This window comes from Bacteroides zoogleoformans (genome assembly GCF_002998435.1).
Lineage (GTDB): Bacteria > Bacteroidota > Bacteroidia > Bacteroidales > Bacteroidaceae > Bacteroides > Bacteroides zoogleoformans.
Genome location: NZ_CP027231.1, coordinates 677,821 through 697,992 on the forward strand (window position 1 = coordinate 677,821; position 20,172 = coordinate 697,992).

The window sequence follows — 20,172 nt, forward strand, 5'->3', positions numbered from 1 at the left end:
ATCATTATCATCATCATGTACACAGACAAGAAGAACATACTTCAACTGGTGGCGTTGCTCAAAGCACACGGAATAACAAAAGTGGTTCTGTGTCCGGGCAGTCGCAATGCTCCCATCGTGCATACGCTGTCCAACCACTCGCATTTCACTTGTTATGCGATGACGGACGAGCGAAGTGCCGGCTACTTTGCCATAGGCCTTGCCTTGAACGGAGGCCAACCCGCCGCCATCTGCTGCACCTCGGGCACTGCATTGCTGAATCTTCATCCGGCCGTGGCGGAAGCCTATTATCAGCATGTTCCTTTGGTGATTATCTCTGCTGACCGACCGGGGGCTTGGATAGGACAGATGGACGGACAAACCGTTCCACAGCCGGAAGTGTTCCGGACGCTGGTGAAAAAATCAGTCAACCTCCCGGAGATTCATACCGATGAGGATGAATGGTATTGCAACCGCCTGATAAACGAGGCCTTGCTTGAGACCAATCATCATGGGAAGGGGCCTGTACATATCAACATCCCGATATCGGAACCCCTGTTCCGGTTCACAACGGAGCCCCTGCCGGAAGTGCGCGTCATCACCCGCTATCATGGATTGAATATCTACGACCGTGACTACAACACCCTGATTGACCGGATGAACAAATACAGGAAACGGATGGTCATTGTGGGACAAATGAACCTGATTTATCTGTTTGAAAAGAGATACACCAAGCTGCTATACAAGCACTTCGCGTGGTTGACCGAGCATATCGGTAACCGTACGACCCCGGGAATTCCGATAAAGAATTTCGATACGGCAATTTATGCCATGTCCGAAGAAAAGGCCGTTCAAATGGCTCCCGAACTGCTGATCACCTATGGCGGACACATCGTTTCCAAACGGCTGAAGCAGTTTCTCCGCCGCAATCCGCCCAAAGAACATTGGCATGTATCGGCCGATGGTGAAGTAGCCGACCTCTATGGTGCACTGACCACCGTGATTGAGATGGATCCGTTTGAGTTTCTGGAAAAGATAGCCGGATTGCTGGACAACCAAACTCCCGAATATCCTCGTATGTGGGAGAATGATTGCAAAACGATTGCCGAACCGGAATTTGCTTATTCGGAAATGGCGGCTATCGGTGCCCTGATAAAGGCTTTGCCCGAATCGTGCGCCCTGCATCTGGCAAACAGTTCGGTGATTCGTTATGCCCAGTTCTACACGCTGCCTTCCACGGTCGAAGTTTGCTGCAACCGGGGCACGAGCGGTATTGACGGTTCGCTTTCCACAGCCATCGGCTATGCGGCAGTTTCAGACAAGCTGAACTTCGTGGCCATAGGAGATTTGAGTTTCTTCTACGACATGAATGCCTTGTGGAATACCAACGTCCGCCCCAACCTGCGCATCCTTCTGCTGAACAATGGCGGAGGGGAGATTTTCCGGACATTGCCCGGACCGGATATGTCGGACTCCTCGTATAAATATATCACGGCCGCTCATGAGACATCTGCCAAAGGTTGGGCAGAAGAGTGCGGTTTTCTTTATCTGCGCGTGGACAACGAAGAACAGTTGCCGGAAGCGATGAAGACCTTTGCACAACCGGAAGCCATGGAGCAGCCTGTTCTGCTGGAAGTATTTACTGACAAGAACGAAGATGTCCGGATGTTGAAGGATTATTATCACCAATTAAAATAAACAGATTATGTCAACAAAAAGAGAATGGACAACCATCAGAGAATATGAGGATATCCTGTTCGATTACTATAATGGAATTGCCCGCATCACAATTAACCGCGAACGTTACCGAAACGCGTTTACACCGACCACTACCGCCGAAATGAGCGACGCTTTGCGCATTTGCCGTGAAGAAACGGATATTGACGTGATTGTCATCACGGGTGCCGGAGACAAGGCATTCTGTTCGGGTGGCGACCAGAATGTGAAAGGACGTGGAGGTTACATCGGCAAAGACGGCGTGCCCCGCCTGAGCGTACTGGATGTACAGAAGCAGATTCGCAGCATCCCGAAGCCGGTGATTGCAGCCGTGAACGGCTATGCCATTGGCGGTGGACATGTGCTCCATGTGGTTTGCGACTTGTCTATTGCCTCCACAAATGCCATCTTCGGTCAGACCGGCCCTCGCGTGGGTAGTTTCGATGCCGGATTCGGCGCATCTTATCTGGCACGTGTGGTAGGTCAGAAAAAGGCGCGCGAAATCTGGTTCCTATGCCGTAAATACAATGCGCAGGAAGCATTGGAAATGGGATTGGTGAATAAAGTGGTGCCCCCTGAGCAATTGGAGGATGAGTATGTGCAATGGGCGGAAGAGATGATGATGCTCAGCCCGCTGGCACTACGCATGATTAAGGCCGGGCTGAACGCCGAATTGGATGGACAGGCAGGTATTCAAGAGTTGGCAGGTGACGCCACATTGCTTTATTATCTGACAGACGAGGCGCAGGAAGGCAAGAATGCTTTCTTGGAGAAACGCAAACCGAACTTCAAACAGTATCCGAAGTTTCCTTAAAAGTCCTTCTGAGTTTATTTCAGTTCCTTTGCATTTGTAGATGTTCTGTCCGGTATCATCCGGACGTTTCTCTTCAAGGTTGCTTTTTGTTTTACCATTTATAAGCCATGGATTGCAGAATTAAAATAATCCCCCGGGTGCTTCATTTCAAAGAACCTGCCGGTACTTCGCGAGGGACGTATTCTACCCGCAAAGTATGGCATCTCCATTTCACCTCTTCCGCGTTTCCGAACCGGGTGGGAATAGGAGAATGCGCTCCTCTGCCCCAACTTAGTTGCGACGATGTACCCAATTACGAGGATGTGCTGCAAGATGCCTGCCGGCAAGTGGAAGAGCGAGGCGGCATCCTCGATACCGACGCTTTGCGCGATTATCCTTCCATCCTTTTCGGACTGGAGACAGCCATCCGCCATCATCACACGGGCAATTGGGGCTTATGGGATACCGCCTTCTCTCGCGGTGAAGCGGGAATACCCATCAACGGACTCATCTGGATGGGGAATTTCAATGAAATGCTTGTCCGGATAGAAGCGAAAATGAAGGCGGGGTTCCGTTGCATCAAACTTAAGATCGGAGCCATCGATTTTGAAGAAGAGCTGGCTTTGCTTCGCCATATCCGCACTCATTTCTCGTCCAAAGAGATAGAACTGCGCGTAGATGCAAACGGCGCCTTCTCTCCCACCGACGCCACGGAGAAACTGAAACGACTTTCCGAGCTGGACCTGCATTCCATTGAACAACCCATCCGGGCGGGACAATGGGAAGAGATGGCCCGGCTGACTTCCGAATCTCCTTTACCTATAGCCTTGGATGAAGAGTTGATAGGATGCAATACCCCGGCTGAGAAACGGAAACTACTTGCTGCCATTCAGCCTCAATATATCATCCTCAAGCCGTCTCTTCATGGTGGAATAGCCGGTGGAAACGAGTGGATTGAAGAAGCCGGAAGACAACAAATCGGTTGGTGGATTACATCGGCTCTGGAGTCGAACATCGGGTTGAATGCCATTGCCCAGTGGTGCGCCACCTACGACAATCCGTTACCTCAAGGATTGGGCACGGGATTACTCTTCACCGACAACGTGGAAATGCCTCTCGAGATAAGGAAGGATTGTTTGTGGTTCTGTACACAACAAGATTCTCAAAAAAAGATTCAATGATATACGACCGGAAAAAACAACATTTACTGCTCGATGGAAGCGTGTACACTCCTGAAGAAATAAGCAGGCATGTGGCTGAAGGAACTGAAAAAGACCCTTCTGCCATACGAGATTTATTTCTTTTCTTGAACGAATGGTTCAATGACTCTCCCGTCATTACGGTTCATACCTCCGGCTCTACGGGTACGCCCAAAGAACTGGCTGCAAACAAAGACCGGATGATGCAAAGCGCACGCCTGACTTGTGAATACCTGAACCTTCAACAGGGCGACACCGCTCTGCTGTGCATGAACCTCCGCCACATCGGTGCCATGATGATGGTGGTACGCTCTCTGGTGGCAAGCTTGAATTTGGTGGTGCGCCCTGCTTCTGCTCATCCGCTGGCCGCGGAAATACCGGGCTCTTTGAAGTTTGCCGCCATGGTACCCTTACAAGTTTATCATACGCTTCAAATCCCCGAAGAAAAGGAACGATTGGAAAGGACGGAAATTTTAATTATAGGAGGTAGTGCAGTCGATGAAGATCTGGAAGCAGAAATAAAGTCACTTCCCACAGCAGTCTATTCCACCTATGGCATGACCGAGACGTTATCGCACATTGCTCTGCGCCGCCTCAACGGTAGTTCTGCCTCCGGCCATTATCACCCCTTTTCATCAGTGAAGCTCTCTCTCTCCAGTGAAGGCACACTGATAATCGAAGCCCCCTTGGTCTGTAATGAAATCTTACAAACCAATGATATCGCCCACATCTATCCCGACGGAAGTTTCAGCATTTCGGGACGGAAAGATAATGTGATAAACAGTGGCGGAATCAAGATTCAGACAGAGGAAATAGAAAAGAAGCTACGTTCCCTGATTTCTGCCCCATTTGCAGTCACTTCTATTCCCGACCGACGTTTGGGGCAGGCTTTGGTCTTACTGGTTGCAGGTAGCCCGGATGTAAAAGAGATAAAAGATAAATTGCCGGCAATGCTCGAATCCTACCATCGCCCCAAACATATCTTTATGACAGCCTCCATTCCACAAACCGAGAATGGGAAAACGGACCGTGCCGGATGTCGCACTTTGGCATTACAAGAATTTGAACTGATGGAGCAGAAAGCAATTATTCAATCCCCAATAAATTCATAAAATATACTGATTACAAAAATATTTAAATCTTTTTATGGAACAACAAATTCAACTTAACGAGCATAATAAGCAGAAGCACCCTCCCATGCACACAGCCGAACATATCATCAATCAAACCATGATAAGGCTATTTGGGTGCGGCCGCTCTGTATCGGCACACATCGAACGAAAAAAAAGTAAACTGGATTATCAGCTTGCGGTATGCCCCACCGAAGAAGAGGTGAAGAGGCTGGAAGATGCCGTCAACGAAGTAATCACCAGACAACTGCCCGTGACGACAACATTCATCACGCAAGAAGAGGCACAAGGACGCTTCGACATGCAACGGCTGCCCGACCATGCCTCAGAAACAGTGCGCATCGTAAAGGTGGGCGATTACGACGAATGCCTCTGCATAGGCACGCACGTGGCAAATACGTCAGAAATAGGTAGATTTAAAATCATCAGTCACGACTGGGACGAAGAGACCAAACGTTGGCGAATGCGTTTCAAATTAGTATGAACGGCACTGCCACCGCAGTTTTTCGTCAGTCGATAATCTCAGCATCTTCTATATCGGCCGGCTTCTTTATGGAAGTCCCCGGCTCTTTAGGACGGCGGCGCATGAATTTAAACCAGTTCAAGAGTTCCGAAGCCGCATATACCAAACTGCTGACACCGATGATGATAAACGCCGTGGAGCGCACCCCCGTGGGGTTGAACAATGCAATCAGCCCGGCAAGCAGAATCAATACGGGCACCGCATAGAATCCTCCCGGCACGGGCATCCAACGGCGGGCGGTGAAAAGCGATGCTATTTGCTGTACCCCGCCCATCACGAGGATGAACCCCAACACAAAAGTCAGCAAATCTGCAAAGAAATCGGGCATGATGATGAGCCATGCACCGAACAGCAGGCTACCCACTCCTTCAATCGGAAAACGGAACCGCATCTCGGCCGACTGCACAAAATAGCCTATGATACTGATGAGCGAAGGCACCAAAAAGACCACGCCTATCGTAATCACAAGATAATCTCCGGCCTTATCGGGAAACATCACCAATATCAGGCCAATCACCAGCGCGCATATCGCACGCAAAAAAGAATAACTTAATCCTTTCATGAACCTCTCTGTTTTTTTGCGAAGATACATTTTATCCCAATAATTCTGAATAAAAAACGTAAAAAATATCTCCGTTTCTCCCTCTCCCCCTTCATAAAACAACGAATCAGGAAAAAACATGTTTTGAGGAAAAAGTAGGGGATATTTGGGAAGTAAACACAAAGTGATTATATTTGTCCCTACAAAAATCGAAGAGCCTTGCCGCACCAAGCGACGGGGCTTTTTTCCGTTTCACCGCCAAGAAGGGATTTATATTCAATGAAAATAGTAATCATAGACAATTATGACTCTTTCACCTACAATCTGGCACATCTGGTGAAAGAACTCGGCACAGAAACATACGTGCTGCGCAACGACCGATTCCGCCTCGAAGAATTACAGCCGTATGACAAAATCATACTCTCGCCCGGGCCCGGCCTTCCCCGCGAAGCCGGATTGCTGCCCGACGTCATCCGCACATACGCCGGACAAAAACCGATACTCGGCGTCTGCTTGGGAGAACAAGCCATCGGGGAAGCGTTCGGAGCAAAGCTCATCAATCTGAGCAACGTCTTTCACGGTGTGCAGACCGAAATAGCGGTCAGAGGAGAAGATGCTCCCGAAGAAAACTCATCGTTCATCACTCACCGTTCATTGCCGGCTCCCGATTATCTCTTTAACGGCCTGCCCTCCACCATCTTTGTGGGGCGCTACCATTCTTGGGTGGTTCACACCGAAGATTTTCCCCAAGAACTGGCCGTCACTGCCATCAGTCCCGAAGGGCAAATCATGGCGTTGAAGCACCGGAAATATGACGTCCGTGGCATCCAGTTCCACCCAGAGTCCGTGCTGACACCCGATGGCAAAAAAATCATGGATAACTGGCTGAAAAAGGTATAAACCCGCACTTCGTAGGAAACAAATCAGCAAACGAGAATGTAAAACTTCAAAGAGGGTGTTCAGACAGATTATTTCATAGGAACAAGATAAAAAATCAAAATATACAACTACTAATTGAATATTTTATTCTATCTTTGTGCCGACTAAGAGTAAAATAGCTCCTGAGGCAAGAAAGATTACAGATTAAAATAAACAACTTTATAAGCAAGAAGGGAGATGAGAGGAATCGGGTATAATTGCCCATCCCGACAAAAAAACTTGATTTATTCATCCAAACAAAACGGTTAAAAAAGGATAATAATTAAGCTTTTGCGACCTATTGATGAGAACATTAACTTTATTAATGTATATTTGTTCATAATAAGAAACAATACTGCAAGCATGGGAAAGAAAAACAAATACACATATCCTCCGCTTTTAATCTTATTCATCACGGTAGGATTGCTTTTTCAAGGATGCAAAGAGGACGTCTTCAATCCGGAAAAAGTAAAGGCTACTTATCAAGACAGATTTCCGGTAAAGGACATCGACCCCGAAATGGACTGGAAAACGACACGTGCCGTCCAGGTAGATGTGGCAGTCAATCTGGATGCCGATACAGATTACTCCATCCGTATTTATGACGATAACCCATTGACTGAGAACTCTGCCGCCCATCTGCTCTCTGAAGGAACAGCAAACAATAAGATGGCTTTTCTTTCGACCATGGACTGCCCCATCGATGTGACAGATGTTTATGTCTGCCTGACCGACGCCTCCAACCGCAGTGTCGTAAAATTATGCTCCATCGAGGACGGAAACCTACAGACATTGTTCGGCCTGTCACCATCGACCCGTGCCGCAACCCGAGCCGGCAATAACGGTATCACCATTTATACCCCCGACCGCACGGAAGCCGAAATCAAAGTGCTTGCCGCAACGGCCAAAGAACTAAACGAGAAAGTTGTCATCAAAAAGGGTGATGTGTATAAGATTTCCAAAGGCACTACCTATCAAGGAAAGATAACGAATCACGGAATCAACAATGGTACAGCCACTATAATAGTAGAAGGCACTTGGGAACCTAAAGGCAATATGTCCAAAATAAATACCGGTATAGACTTGATAGTGGCCGGTGACGGCAAGATTATTCTTCCAAAAGATGGAAACAGAAACAACGAAAAAGCATTATATCTTGTCGGTAGCAGCCGATTCATTGTTTTTCAGGGAGGTTCAATCGTTGGAGAAACGACCGGAACAGGCTGCATCTACCTATCCAATGCTTCGGGCGGCCGTTTCAATTATAATGCAGGCACCATCCAAGTCCACACACTCGAAATGAGTGTGGCCAACGGGACGTTCTATAATAGCGGGAAAATAGACGCAAATGAATTGATAATCAATAACAACGGCAGCAAGCTCATAAATCAAGGGGAAGCAAATTTAGTGACAGTTCCTCACTCCAATTGTCTCATTGAGAACGGTTGCCGTCTCACCGTCTCCCAAGATTTTTACGGAAGTTTGGTGCTGGGCGACAACTGCTCGGCCACCATAGGCAATTACGCTCCAAACGGAAACTGGGGTGGTAAATATATCACTATGGGCAGTAACTCCATGCTCACCATCAACGGAACGGCCAAACTGGCCGGTATAAAAGTCACCGGTCCGCAGAACGGCAACGCCTTGATAAAGATAGGTACACTGACCGATTTAAATGGATTCAAACACGAGAACGGGCATATCTATTACGAAGTGCAAACAGACCAAATAACCGATGTATGGATGCGCAAAACTTTTCTACACTACCTTCTCAACACAAACGGTACGCTCTCCAAATGGGGAGAAGCCCCCATCCATATTCCCGCCGGCGACTGTACCGGCAAAGGAAACATACCGGCTTCGGGCACCGGAACTTCCACAACAGACGAAGCCATCACCTACACCTATGCTTTCGAAGACAATTTCCCCATGGTGGGCGACTATGACTTCAACGACATTGTGCTTGACGTAAAAACCTCTTATAAGCGAGAGAAGCAAAGCAATGCCATAAAATACATACAACTCGACGTCACGCTGGTAGCCGCAGGTGCCGGTCACACCTTAGGCGCAGGATTGCGTATTGTCAACATTCCCAAATCCGCTATCCGAAGCATCCGTACCGGTGGAGACGACCGCCGTTTCCAAGAAACACTGACCTCGCCACGCACGGGCAAACTTTTTTTCGCCTATAACCCTTCCACCCACATGGAAAACGGTGACAATGACATCGTCATCCCCTTGTTCAACGACGAACATCAAGTATTCGGCGTAGAGCAAGGTACCCACGTCAACACAGCCAGTACAGCCGGTCTGCATGCCGATGGAAAGAAAGCCTACACTTACGAAATCATCATCGAATTGGCTGACCAAACCAAACAGTCTCCGCTCTTCTCCAAAGACAACCTCGACTTCTTCATCTGCTATCAATATCAGCAGATGCCGAAGCGCGTGGAAGTGCACCTTTATGAGTTTTGGAAAAACAAAACCACTGCCGGCGGCATGGCCATGGACACCAATCTTGATTTGGCAGGAAACAACACGTGGGCCATCTGCGTGCCCAATTTCCGTTATCCAAAGGAATTGGTCAATATCTCCATCTCTTCCAATCCCTCGGCCGGAGCTTACCCCTTGTTCCTTAATTGGGCAAAAAACCGCAACGCCAATACAGACTGGTATCTGTCTCCCAACGAAAATAAAGTATACAGATAAACAAAAAAGAAAAAGCATTTAATGGTTTAACTTATAGACGAGATAAGAAGAAAATGAAAAAGATATTGTTAGTAGATGATAAAGCAACCATCGGAAAAATACTTTCGCTATATTTAGAGAAAGAGTACGACTTCACTTATGTTGAAGACCCTTTGAAAGCAATCGAGTGGCTGCACGAAGGCAATGAGCCGGCTCTGATCATTTCAGACATCCGTATGCCCAACATGAGCGGAGAAGAATTTCTCCATTACCTTAAAAGCAACGAGCTGTTCAAACAGATTCCCGTCATCATGCTCTCCAGCGAAGACAGTAGCAGCAACCGCATCAAACTGCTCGAAGACGGAGCGGCAGATTATATCCTGAAACCTTTCAACCCGATGGAGCTGAAAGTAAGAATCAAAAAATTTATTTGAAACACTCATACTGCATAAAGGAATGTTCTACTACATCTATATAGGTCAGAATCGTACAGCCATCGCTCATTTACAACAAATGATCAAAGGAATGTTCATGGTTGTATCCGAAGCTACCAAAGCTCCCAAAATACTCGACGGCATCCGCGAGCGTTACAGCACGACCATCCTTTATGAAAAAATCTCTGCAGAAACCGATGTTCCTGCCATCACCCGCCTTCACGAACACTTTCCAAGGGTATACATCACATTGGTCACGGACAATATAGCTCCCGAAGAACGTATGCTCTACGTCAAAGCCGGAGTACAAAACACCCTCCCGCCGGAAACATCCGAAGAAAGCATCCAACAGATGTGCGACTATCTCAAGATACGTGAAGCCGCCAAACTACAGGAATTCCAAAAGCAACGGAGCCGGGACGAAATCTTTCACCTACCATTGTGGAAACGTCTTTTCGACCTGTTTTTTGCCGGCTTTGCACTCATGGCACTCTTGCCCCTGCTGATTATCACAGCCATTGCCATCCGTTTGGAAAGCAAAGGCAGCATCATCTACAAGTCAAAACGTGTAGGCACCAACTATAATATCTTTGATTTTCTTAAATTTCGTTCCATGTACACTGATGCCGACAAGCGCTTGAGAGAGTTGAGTAATCTCAATCAATACCAATCAGAAGAGCCGGAACAAGCGCCAACAGAAGAGACCAAAGACATTATCGGCGATAAGGCCGACATTCCCATTTCCAATGATTTAGTCATCTCCGATGACTTCATATTGGCGGAACAAGATTTCCGCAAACAGAAAGAAAAGAAAAAAAAGAACGCCTTTGTCAAGATAGAGAACGACCCGCGTGTCACACGTGTTGGCCGCATCATCCGCAAATACAGCATTGACGAACTGCCTCAGCTCATCAATGTGCTAAAAGGCGATATGAGCATCATCGGCAACCGTCCTCTCCCTCTCTACGAAGCTGAACTGTTGACCAGCGACGACGCCATCGACCGCTTCATGGGTCCTGCGGGACTGACCGGGCTTTGGCAGGTAGAAAAGCGCGGTGATTCCGGTCGTATGTCCGCCGACGAGCGCAAGCAACTGGACATCAAATATGCCAAAGAATTTTCTTTCGCATTAGACATGAAAATACTTTTAAAGACCTTTACGGCATTCATCCAAAAAGAAAACGTATGAAACAAAACAGACATATTCCATTTATCCTTTGCAGCATAACTCTTCTGGCACTGTTTTTACTGCCTTTTAAAACTGCCGCACAAGAAATGTCACGCGAAGACCGCCTTAAAATTTTGCAGGCATTGAAAGAAGGCGACGCCGCCTTGGAAGCAAACACCCTCGGACGGATTGACCAAGACATACCGGAAGAAATCACCTCAATGACACTTCCTCCACTTTCCATTTTTCTGGATGCGGTATTGGAAAATGCAATGGTGAAAAGTGCGCAGTCACAAGTGGCACAACAAGAAAATGCACTTCGGATGGAAAAAAGAAATTGGTGGAACTACATCCGCTTGAACAGCAACTATTCGTATGGGCGATTCAACACCCTGAACCAAAACAGCGACACGTATATAGACTGGTATCAAGTCACTTCCACAGGAACGCGTAGCACTTTTAATGTGGGAGCCAGCCTCAGTGTAGGTTTGGGCGATCTCATCAACCGCCCCCTTAAACTGAAAAATTATCGATACAACATCGAGCAATTGAAATATACACAAGAACAAGTGATGGAAGAACGAAGACTGAAAGTGATGGATGCCTACAATAATGTCACCGCACAGCTGGCCACCATCAAGGCCAAAGCCGAAAACGCCGCTCTATACAATGCGCAGATGAAGATATCGGAGAACAACTTCATTCAGGGAAAGATAGACATCATTGCACTGTCATTGGAACGTGCCCGCCGTTCGGGAGCCGTAACAACCTATGCCGAGGCACGCGTATCTTTGCACAATGCCATCACTTTGCTTGAGATGCTTACCAACGTAAAAATAGTAAAAGAAAAATAAGGTTCAAACAATTATGGATATCGTACAGTTCATTTCACAGTTCTTCTACCGCATACGCTATTGGTTGGTATGGGGCAGTCTTCTTGTAACCGGAGCTGTGATTTACTTCACACAGTTTCTGCCTTTCACCTATACAGTGAACAGCCAGATCTATGCAGGCGTAACCAACGAAACCAATCTTGACGGTAGCAGAGTGGTGAACGTGGGCAGCACCTTTGACAACCTCATAAACATAGCCAAGTCTAAAAGTACCTTGGAGAAAGTATCGTTGCGACTGCTTGCCACCAACTTGGTGCACGGCGAGGAGTGGAATGACAACCAATATATCAAGGCCAAACACTATCGTCAGTTGCTGCGATCAGCCCCGAAAGAAGTATTGTCTCTGGTAGACCGCAATTCCGTAGAAAAAACCACGGAAAATCTGCAAAAATACCGAAAGGAAAACGGTAGGAATTTTGTCTATGGCATGTTCAGCCGCCCCGTACCTTTCTATGGGCAAAATGCGCTTAAATCTATTGACATAAAACGATTGGATAACAGCGACCTGCTAAACATATCTTATACTTGCGAAGACCCGGGAATTGCCCAGCATACGGTAAAACTTGTGGAAGACGAGTTGCTGAAAGCATATGAAATTCTCCGCTTCAGTGCCACCAACAACGTGATAGCCTATTTTGAGGAACAGGTTAGGCTTGCCAAAGAGTTACTCACCAGAGAAGAAGATGATTTGATGAACTATAATGTAGCAAAACAAGTCATCAATTATAATGAACAAACTAAAGCACTTGCCATAACAAAATATCAAGTAGACGACCGTGAAGAATTAACCACACGTACTTATGAGAGCGCTGTGGCACTTCGCCAAATGTTGGAGGATAAAATGGATATACGGGCCAAAATAATCCGTGACAACACAAACTTGCTACAGCAGTTAGAAAAGGTTACCAACTTGAATCAAAAGATCTTGGAAGAAGAAATATTTACATCCGACAAAAATTACAATAACAATAAAAACTTAATCCAAAATAAAGCCGAACTTAAGAAAACGGAACAAGCTATTAGTCATTTATCTGACAATCTTAACGAATATAATTTCACAAAAGAGGGAGTCGGTATTGAAAATATGGTAATAGAATGGCTTTTAGCATGCGTCAATGAGGCAAAGGCAAAGGCAGAGTTGAAAGTTCTTCAAGAACGTAAAAATGATATAACTGACCAATTTCAAACATTTTCTCCCGTAGGCACCCAAGTGAAGCGCAAGGAGCGCGCCGTGGGCATAGCCGAGGATACCTACCGCCAGCAACTTCACGGTCTGTCAGAGGCTCACCTTCGCCTGCAGAATATCAAAATGACCACCGCCAACCTTCAGATCATCGCCCCACCCGATTTTCCACTTGAGGACAATGGGCGCAAACGCATGTTCTACATCATCGTGGCCTTTGTGAGCAGCCTTGTGTTCATCAGTGCCTATTTTCTTATTATAGAGTTGCTGGATCGCACGTTGCGCGACGCCGAACGCAGTCACCGGCTCACAAGACTTCCGGTCATCGCAGCTTTCAACGGCATCAGCAATCTCAAGTTCCGTGGCTTCCTGAAGGCTTGCAACCGGCGTGCGGCAGCCTATTCGTGTCGTCAGCTCAATAATTATCTGGCAGTGGGTCGTCCCACGGTCATCAACCTGCTCAGCATGGAAGAGCGAGAAGGGAAATCTTTCCTCGCCAAATATTTCATTGACTATTGGAGAACAGAAAACCTCAACGTGCGGTTGGTGAAAGCCGGGGTGGACTTCGAGACCAACACGCAGACCTACATACAGGCGCGCCGTTTGTCCGACTTCTGGCAGCTCAATGGTGCGGAACAAGCACCCGATATTATCCTTGTAGAATATCCTGCGGCCTCTGTCGCCACCCTTCCGTTGGCAGTGATAAAGCAGGCTGACTTTAATCTACTGATAGCCAATGCCGCCCGGTTATGGGGCAAGGACGACAACGTTCGCCTAAAGTCCATACGAGAGGCTTTGGATGAAACCCGCATGGCATTGTACCTGAACAACGCCGACCGTGATGTGGTTGAGAGTTTCACTGGTGAACTTCCACCGAGAACTCCGCTTCACAGTTTCTTCACTCGTCTGGCTCAATTGGGTCTGACCTCAAAACGTGCGGCTGTAAAATAAATAAAGCATGTTGACTTCAAACCGAGACATACCCATAGGGACAATCAGTTCCGCCATCGTAGCGGTCGGGTTGTTTACCATAGCCTACCATTGCATGCGTGGTCAGACTATCGGTGCCCTTGCCGTGGCAGGCATTCCGCTTGCCGCATTATGGTTCAGCGTATCGGTCCGCTACCCCATCATCAGCCTTTTCACCTATGGAGCCACAGCATGTTTTTGGGGAGCCATAGCCCGTAGGTTAGAACGCTTCACCAACATCAGCGCACTGCTTGAGGTGACATTGATCTACTTCTTCGCCTGCATGTTGTTTCATGCCCTCACCACACGCGATTTTCAGTGGAAACGGGCGTTCAATCCACTCACGGTTGGCTTTTTTGCATGGTTCGTATACTGTTTCGTCGAACTCATCAACCCCAGCGCACTAACCGAAGCTTGGATAAACTCGCGCAGTTTCTATCCTAATATGGTGCTTTTGGCCATATTCTGCTCCGTATTGTTCACCAAATACAATCACCTGAAGTATTTAGTAAATGGACTGGCCATATTCGTGATAATCACTTTCATCAAGATGATGATACAGAAAGAACTTGGTTTTGACGAATACGAAATCAGGTGGCTGATGGCCGGCAGCTACCGCACCCACCTGCTCTCGTCGGGTACGCGCTATTTCTCCACTTTTTCCGATGCGGGCAACTTTGGGTCAAACATGGGGGGCTTCGCATTGATGTATGCCATTCTGGCGATCTATACCGGTAGCAGGCGATTCAAACTATTCTATTTGTTAGTGTCCGCTCTTGCCATTGTAGGCATGTTCATGTCGGGCACCCGTGGAGCCATGATTGTACCGTTGGGAGGGATGATACTCTTCACCATCATTGCCAAAAACATAAAGATGACAGCCATTGTCGGTGTATGCGCCATCGTCATCTACCTCTTTTTCGCCCACACCTACATAGGCGAGGGCAACCAGTATGTGCGCCGCATGCGCACGGCTTTCAAGCCTTCGGAAGACGCTTCGCTCAACGTGCGACTCGAAAACCAGAAGCTCATAGCTGAATACCTTAAGGACAAACCTTTCGGCGAGGGCATGGGACTGGCCGGTGTGGAGTCGCGGAAATACGGCGAACGCTACATCACCGAAATCCCTGTGGACTCTTACTACGTGAAGATATGGGTGCAGACCGGCATCGTGGGTATACTGTTACACGTGGGCATATTCGTGCTACTCATCCTATGGGGCTGCTATGTCATCATGTTCAAAGTGAAAGACAAAAAGATACGATACATTCTTTCGGGAATGATTTGCTCTCTGTTCGGATTGATGCTGAGCGCCTACGGCAACCAGTTCTTCGGACAGCCCAACACGCAGTTCCTTTTGTTCACTTTCATGGCCTGCATACTTAACGGCTCCTACATAGACCGCGATTTTTCAGAAAGCAGGCAAAAAAAACAATCAGTTAAAACCCTAAAAACAATATCCGTATGATGGACATTTTTTCCATATTCAATCCCGACTGGTGGATGGACGAGAACAACAATGCACTGCAAATTGCCGACGCTGTGCTGTTTCTATTTTTATCTATTCCGGTAATTTATTTGTTTATATGTTCTCTTTTTTCCTTGGGCAAGTATAAGAACCCCTATCCCAAAGCTGCAATAGAACATCGCTTTCTGGTATTGTTCAGTGTATTACGCAATGGCAAAGAAGTGATTGAGTCCATCAACTATTTTTTGGATACGCAAAATTATCCGCGCGAGAAATACGACATAGCCGTGGCTGCAACACAATTGTCCGAAGAGGATTTGATTACCTTACTGCAAATGCCGGTCAACATCGTTGTGCCCGATCGCGAGCAATGTACTAAGGTCTATGCCATCCAGCAGGCCATGGAACGTTATTCTCCGAATGAATACGACATGGTAGTCATCTTCAATTCAGATAACCGCATTGTGCCCAATGCGCTCAATCTGTTCAACAACGCATTTTATTCAGGTTGTGATGCCATTCAAGCGCATCGCATGACGGAGAACCTCACCACCAGCATTGCTATTCTCAATGCCGCCAGTGAGGAAATCAATAACAACCTTTTCCGTAAGGCACATACCCGCATGGGATTCTCTTCCGCACTGATCGGTTCGGCCATGGCATTCGAATTCCAGATGTTTCATGGAATTGCGCCCACCCTATCCGGTTCGGACTTGACAAAATCCATGGAAACGGCCCTGCTAAAGCAAAACATCTATACCGAATACATGGAAGAAGTAGTGTGTTACAGCAAGAAAGAAGATAATGCCGATAGTTATGAGGCACGCAGGCAGGAATGGATCGAGACTCAATACAGCACTACTTTCCATGCCATAAAGAAGCTTCCTTTGGCCATGCTGAAAGGAGAGTGGGATTATGTAAACAAGCTGTTCCAATGGTTGCTTCCTTCGCGCTTCCTGCTCATTGCCCTTATTACTTTCTGTACCTTCATCGTGACCATACTCGATTGGACTATAAGCCTAAAATGGTATATGCTGTTAGCTTGCATCACATTGACATTTATCATGGCCTTGCCAGAAGGTGAAATAGCCCGGCGCTTCAAAAATGCTTTCTGGGCATTACCTGTCCTTATTTTTGCCTCTCTATTCAGTCACATTAAACAGTTTAAGAAGAAAAAAAATAATAATAACGTTTCAGCAGATACAAAAACTGAAAAAAAATGAGAATAGCCATTGAAGCACAGCGCATCTTCCGATGCGACAAGCATGGGATGGACTTTGTTATTTTAGAGGTTCTGAAGGAGCTTCAAAGCCGAAAAGGTGACAATGAATATTTTGTGTTTGTTGCACCTGGCGAAGACCGTTGCCTGCACGAATCGGCCAATCTTCATATCATCGAATTGAAATGTCCCATCTATCCACTATGGGAACAGATAGCTTTGCCCTTAGCCGTCAGACGTTTAAAGGTCGACATGCTACATTGCACCTCCAACACAGCACCATTGTATTCGGACGTACCCATTGTACTGACACTTCATGACATCATTTTTTTGGATAAAGAGAAGCCTGGAGGGATGTCACGTTATCAACAATTAGGTCGGTACTACCGTCGTTGGAATGTTCCGAAAATTGTAGGGCGTTGCCGTCACGTCATTACAGTGTCTGAAACGGAGTGTAGCAATATTTTAAAAGAATTCCCCATGTTGGAAAACCGTCTCAGTGTGGCATATAACGGATACAGCAATCAGTACCGCACATTGTCGAAAGACGAGACGGTTTCCGTCACCCGCAAATACATAGCGGAAGACGAATACCTTCTGTTTCTGGGAAACACCGATCCGCGCAAGAACACAAGGGGCGTATTACGCTCCTACCATGAATATCTGAATCGGTCGCAAAGAAAAATGAAACTTATTGTAACCGGAACGGAACAGGCTTACGTAGAAAGCATGTTAATCGATATGGGCATTGACAGTTGTGCGCCCAATATCATTTATACGGGTTATGTGCCCGGTGAAGATTTACCGGCCCTATATAACGGTGCCTTCACCTTTCTTTTTCCTTCAATCAAGGAAGGATTCGGCATTCCCATACTCGAAGCTATGGCATGCGGCACGCCGGTTATCACAGGAAACGCCTCTGCCATGCCCGAAGTGGCAGGGCCGGGTGCCATTCTCGTCAATCCGCAGAAACCGCAAGAGATAACAGACGCATTGCTGCGCTTGGAAACCGATAACCTCTTCTACAAGCAACAAGTACATTACGGTTTGAAACGCGTGGAGCAATTTTCTTGGAAAAACACAGCTGAAGAGTATGTAAAAATTTATAATGATATATTAGTAAAATAGCAACAAACTTGTATGAGATAATCATGTGTGCATACTTTAACTTCAAAAGGCTATGAAAGACTTCATCATTACCAGCCTGCAATCGTGGGACATTGAGATAGGAAGCACCATTAAAAACACCGCTTTGGAGATTTCAAAGCAGAATCGAGTGATCTACGTCAGCACACCGCTTGACATTACCTCTCGCTTGAAAGGCGACAAGCAATCAGCCGCTTATCGTCACCGGATGAAGGTGCTTAAAGGAGAAACATCCGTCTTGCGGAGAATCAATGAAAACATGTGGATATTGGATTGTCCCTTTACGCTACTTCCCGTGGGACAGCTCCCTACTCCGTTGTTCAATCTCTTCAACCGGATGAACAACAGAAAGCTGGGACACTGGATAGTGAAGATGGCCGACGAATTGGGATTTAAAGACTATATCCACCTGATTGACACCGATATTTTCCGCAGCCGCTATCTGAAAGAGTACATCCACCCCACCATCAGTATCTATTACCGGCGCGACTATGTCATCGGCGAAAGCTATTGGCACAAACATGGTGCACGGTCGGAATACGCATTGGCGGCATCCGCCGACATTGTATTGGCCAATTCCACCAATTTTGCAACCGAGCTGCAAGCCTATAACCCCAAAACCTACCCGATTGAAACCGGTGTAAACCTGTCTCTCTACGATGCCTCTAAAAGATATGAAACGCCGGAAGACATAAAAAACATCCCCCATCCCATCATCGGATACTTGGGTACCGTGAACAGTACACGCCTGGACGGAGACTTACTCCTGACTTTGGCCAAGCAACGCCCTCAATACAGTTTTGTGTTCACCGGCCCCGAAGATGCAGGTTTTCAAGCGCACCCCATCCACCATGTGCCTAACGTGTATTTTCTCGGGAAGAAAACGGTGGACGAACTGCCGGCCTATTTACGTGCCTACGATGTGTGCATCAATCCGCAAATGGTCAACCCGATAACTGATGGTAATTACCCTTTGAAGATTGACGAGTATCTGGCTATGGGCAAACCCACAGTAGCTACCGCCACCCATACCATGCGCGATGTCTTCGCAACCCACACGCATCTTGCCGGTAATCAAGAGGAGTGGCAGGCTGCCATCGATACCGCCGTGAAAGAAATCGGCAACAAACAGCTGGAACAGAAACGCGTGGCCTTTGCCGAGACGCATAGCTGGGGGCACAGCGTACAGAAAATTTATGGAATCATCAAAGACTATCAGGAGGAGAAAAAATGAACTATCGCAACATAAACGACCTGAACGAAATCATTCTGAAGCGGCTCTACATCCTGCCGCGCGATTTCGACCTCATTGTGGGCATTCCGCGCAGCGGCATGTTTCCAGCCAATCTGCTGGCACTTTACCTGAACCGTCCAGTAACAGATTTAGATTCTTTCCGGAACGGCCATATTTATAAGTCGGGAGAACGTGGCCGTTTTTTCGACATGCATCAATTCAAAAAAATTTTAATAGTAGACGACAGTCTGGCAACCGGATCGGCCCTGAATAAATGCAAGGAGTTGCTGAAAGAGCTGCAAGGAGACTTTGATATCAGCTACTGTGTGGTATATGCTGCTCCGGAGAAGACAAATATGGTGGATTACTATTTCGAGGCAGTTCCTCTTCCGCGCTATTTTCAGTGGAACATCATGAATCATACCGGCATCAGGAAAGCTTGTTTCGATATTGACGGTGTGTTGTGCGTAAACCCCACTCCAGAAGAAAACGATGACGGCGAGCGCTACCGTCATTTCCTGCTCCATGCCAAGCCCCTATTCATTCCCGGCGCTCCCATCGGCACATTGGTAACTTCACGGTTAGAGAAATATCGCCCCGAAACGGAAACATGGCTGTCCAAGCACCATGTGAAATACAACAAACTTCTGATGCTCGACTTACCCGACATGGCCACTCGCCAACGCACCAATTGCCACGCCGCATTCAAAGCTGAAGAGTTTGCTTCGTCTATAGACTATATGCTGTTTGTAGAAAGCAACCTCCGACAAGCTATTGAAATAAACCGTATCACCAAGAAACCGGTGCTCTGCACTGAGAATTTCCAAATGATTTACAATTCCAAGTCATTGATATACAACCTAAAGTCGGGACAAAGCCTACCCCGGCTGCGCAACTTTCTTTTAGATATCCGCAATTACATCCGGCGAACGATGAGAAAGGAATAGGATAACAGATCGAAAATAAGCTCG

The 20,172-nt window shown here is 47.0% G+C and carries 17 protein-coding genes; 16 read left to right on the top strand and 1 reads right to left on the bottom strand.

From position 1 onward, the window contains the following. Positions 1 to 15 precede the first annotated feature (15 nt). The 5 genes from menD (at position 16) to C4H11_RS02905 (ending at position 5,301) form a co-directional block, all read left to right on the top strand. Positions 16 to 1,677 carry a 2-succinyl-5-enolpyruvyl-6-hydroxy-3-cyclohexene-1-carboxylic-acid synthase gene (gene menD, locus C4H11_RS02885; protein ID WP_106040415.1) on the top strand — a complete coding sequence of 554 codons (1,662 nt, stop codon included), beginning with the start codon at positions 16 to 18 and terminating at the stop codon, positions 1,675 to 1,677. A gap of 7 nt (positions 1,678 to 1,684) precedes the next feature. Continuing rightward, entirely contained in the window at positions 1,685 to 2,509 is an 825-nt protein-coding gene (menB, locus tag C4H11_RS02890) for a 1,4-dihydroxy-2-naphthoyl-CoA synthase (protein WP_106040416.1), read from the top strand. A 107-nt stretch (positions 2,510 to 2,616) separates the two neighbouring features. Further along, positions 2,617 to 3,669, top strand: coding sequence for an o-succinylbenzoate synthase (locus tag C4H11_RS02895; RefSeq protein ID WP_106040417.1), 1,053 nt, complete (start codon positions 2,617 to 2,619; stop codon positions 3,667 to 3,669). Next, the gene (locus tag C4H11_RS02900; RefSeq protein WP_106040418.1) at positions 3,666 to 4,799 is read left to right on the top strand and encodes an AMP-binding protein; all 1,134 of its coding nucleotides are present in this window, start codon (positions 3,666 to 3,668) and stop codon (positions 4,797 to 4,799) included. The genes C4H11_RS02895 and C4H11_RS02900 overlap by 4 nt, the downstream gene beginning before the upstream one ends. Before the next feature lie 34 nt (positions 4,800 to 4,833). Beyond that, positions 4,834 to 5,301, top strand: coding sequence for an alanyl-tRNA editing protein (locus C4H11_RS02905; protein ID WP_106040419.1), 468 nt, complete (start codon positions 4,834 to 4,836; stop codon positions 5,299 to 5,301). Between the two features lie 25 nt (positions 5,302 to 5,326). Here C4H11_RS02905 and C4H11_RS02910 read toward each other — a convergent pair whose 3' ends face one another. Continuing rightward, positions 5,327 to 5,902 carry an HdeD family acid-resistance protein gene (locus C4H11_RS02910; protein ID WP_106043078.1) on the bottom strand — a complete coding sequence of 192 codons (576 nt, stop codon included), beginning with the start codon at positions 5,900 to 5,902 and terminating at the stop codon, positions 5,327 to 5,329. A gap of 258 nt (positions 5,903 to 6,160) precedes the next feature. Between C4H11_RS02910 and C4H11_RS02915 the strand changes: the two genes are divergently transcribed. The 11 genes from C4H11_RS02915 to C4H11_RS02965 all read left to right on the top strand — a co-directional run bounded on the left by C4H11_RS02915 (position 6,161) and on the right by C4H11_RS02965 (position 20,148). Next, a complete protein-coding gene (locus C4H11_RS02915) occupies positions 6,161 to 6,781 on the top strand; it encodes an anthranilate synthase component II (RefSeq protein ID WP_106040420.1) in 621 nt (206 codons plus the stop codon). A gap of 381 nt (positions 6,782 to 7,162) precedes the next feature. Beyond that, positions 7,163 to 9,508, top strand: a complete 2,346-nt coding sequence (locus C4H11_RS02920; protein ID WP_106040421.1) for an LruC domain-containing protein — start codon at positions 7,163 to 7,165, stop codon at positions 9,506 to 9,508. Positions 9,509 to 9,561: 53 nt separating this feature from the next. Continuing rightward, a complete protein-coding gene (locus tag C4H11_RS02925) occupies positions 9,562 to 9,921 on the top strand; it encodes a response regulator (protein ID WP_106040422.1) in 360 nt (119 codons plus the stop codon). Between the two features lie 22 nt (positions 9,922 to 9,943). After that, positions 9,944 to 11,110: a sugar transferase gene (locus tag C4H11_RS02930; protein ID WP_106040423.1), complete on the top strand. Its 1,167-nt coding sequence runs from the start codon at positions 9,944 to 9,946 to the stop codon at positions 11,108 to 11,110. Continuing rightward, positions 11,107 to 11,943 (top strand): TolC family protein, encoded by an 837-nt coding sequence (locus tag C4H11_RS02935; protein WP_106040424.1) that lies wholly within the window; start codon positions 11,107 to 11,109, stop codon positions 11,941 to 11,943. Before C4H11_RS02930 ends, C4H11_RS02935 begins: the two co-directional genes overlap by 4 nt. Before the next feature lie 13 nt (positions 11,944 to 11,956). Further along, positions 11,957 to 14,116, top strand: a complete 2,160-nt coding sequence (locus C4H11_RS02940) for a GumC family protein (protein WP_106040425.1) — start codon at positions 11,957 to 11,959, stop codon at positions 14,114 to 14,116. Between the two features lie 7 nt (positions 14,117 to 14,123). Then, positions 14,124 to 15,602, top strand: a complete 1,479-nt coding sequence (locus C4H11_RS02945; RefSeq protein WP_106040426.1) for an O-antigen ligase family protein — start codon at positions 14,124 to 14,126, stop codon at positions 15,600 to 15,602. Next, complete coding sequence (locus tag C4H11_RS02950; protein ID WP_106040427.1) at positions 15,599 to 16,825, top strand: glycosyltransferase family 2 protein; 1,227 nt, start codon at positions 15,599 to 15,601, stop codon at positions 16,823 to 16,825. The genes C4H11_RS02945 and C4H11_RS02950 overlap by 4 nt, the downstream gene beginning before the upstream one ends. Then, positions 16,822 to 17,949 carry a glycosyltransferase family 4 protein gene (locus C4H11_RS02955; RefSeq protein ID WP_106040428.1) on the top strand — a complete coding sequence of 376 codons (1,128 nt, stop codon included), beginning with the start codon at positions 16,822 to 16,824 and terminating at the stop codon, positions 17,947 to 17,949. The genes C4H11_RS02950 and C4H11_RS02955 overlap by 4 nt, the downstream gene beginning before the upstream one ends. Before the next feature lie 52 nt (positions 17,950 to 18,001). Continuing rightward, positions 18,002 to 19,201: a glycosyltransferase gene (locus tag C4H11_RS02960; RefSeq protein ID WP_106040429.1), complete on the top strand. Its 1,200-nt coding sequence runs from the start codon at positions 18,002 to 18,004 to the stop codon at positions 19,199 to 19,201. After that, a complete protein-coding gene (locus C4H11_RS02965; RefSeq protein ID WP_106040430.1) occupies positions 19,198 to 20,148 on the top strand; it encodes a phosphoribosyltransferase in 951 nt (316 codons plus the stop codon). Before C4H11_RS02960 ends, C4H11_RS02965 begins: the two co-directional genes overlap by 4 nt. The last annotated feature ends 24 nt before the right edge of the window (positions 20,149 to 20,172 follow it).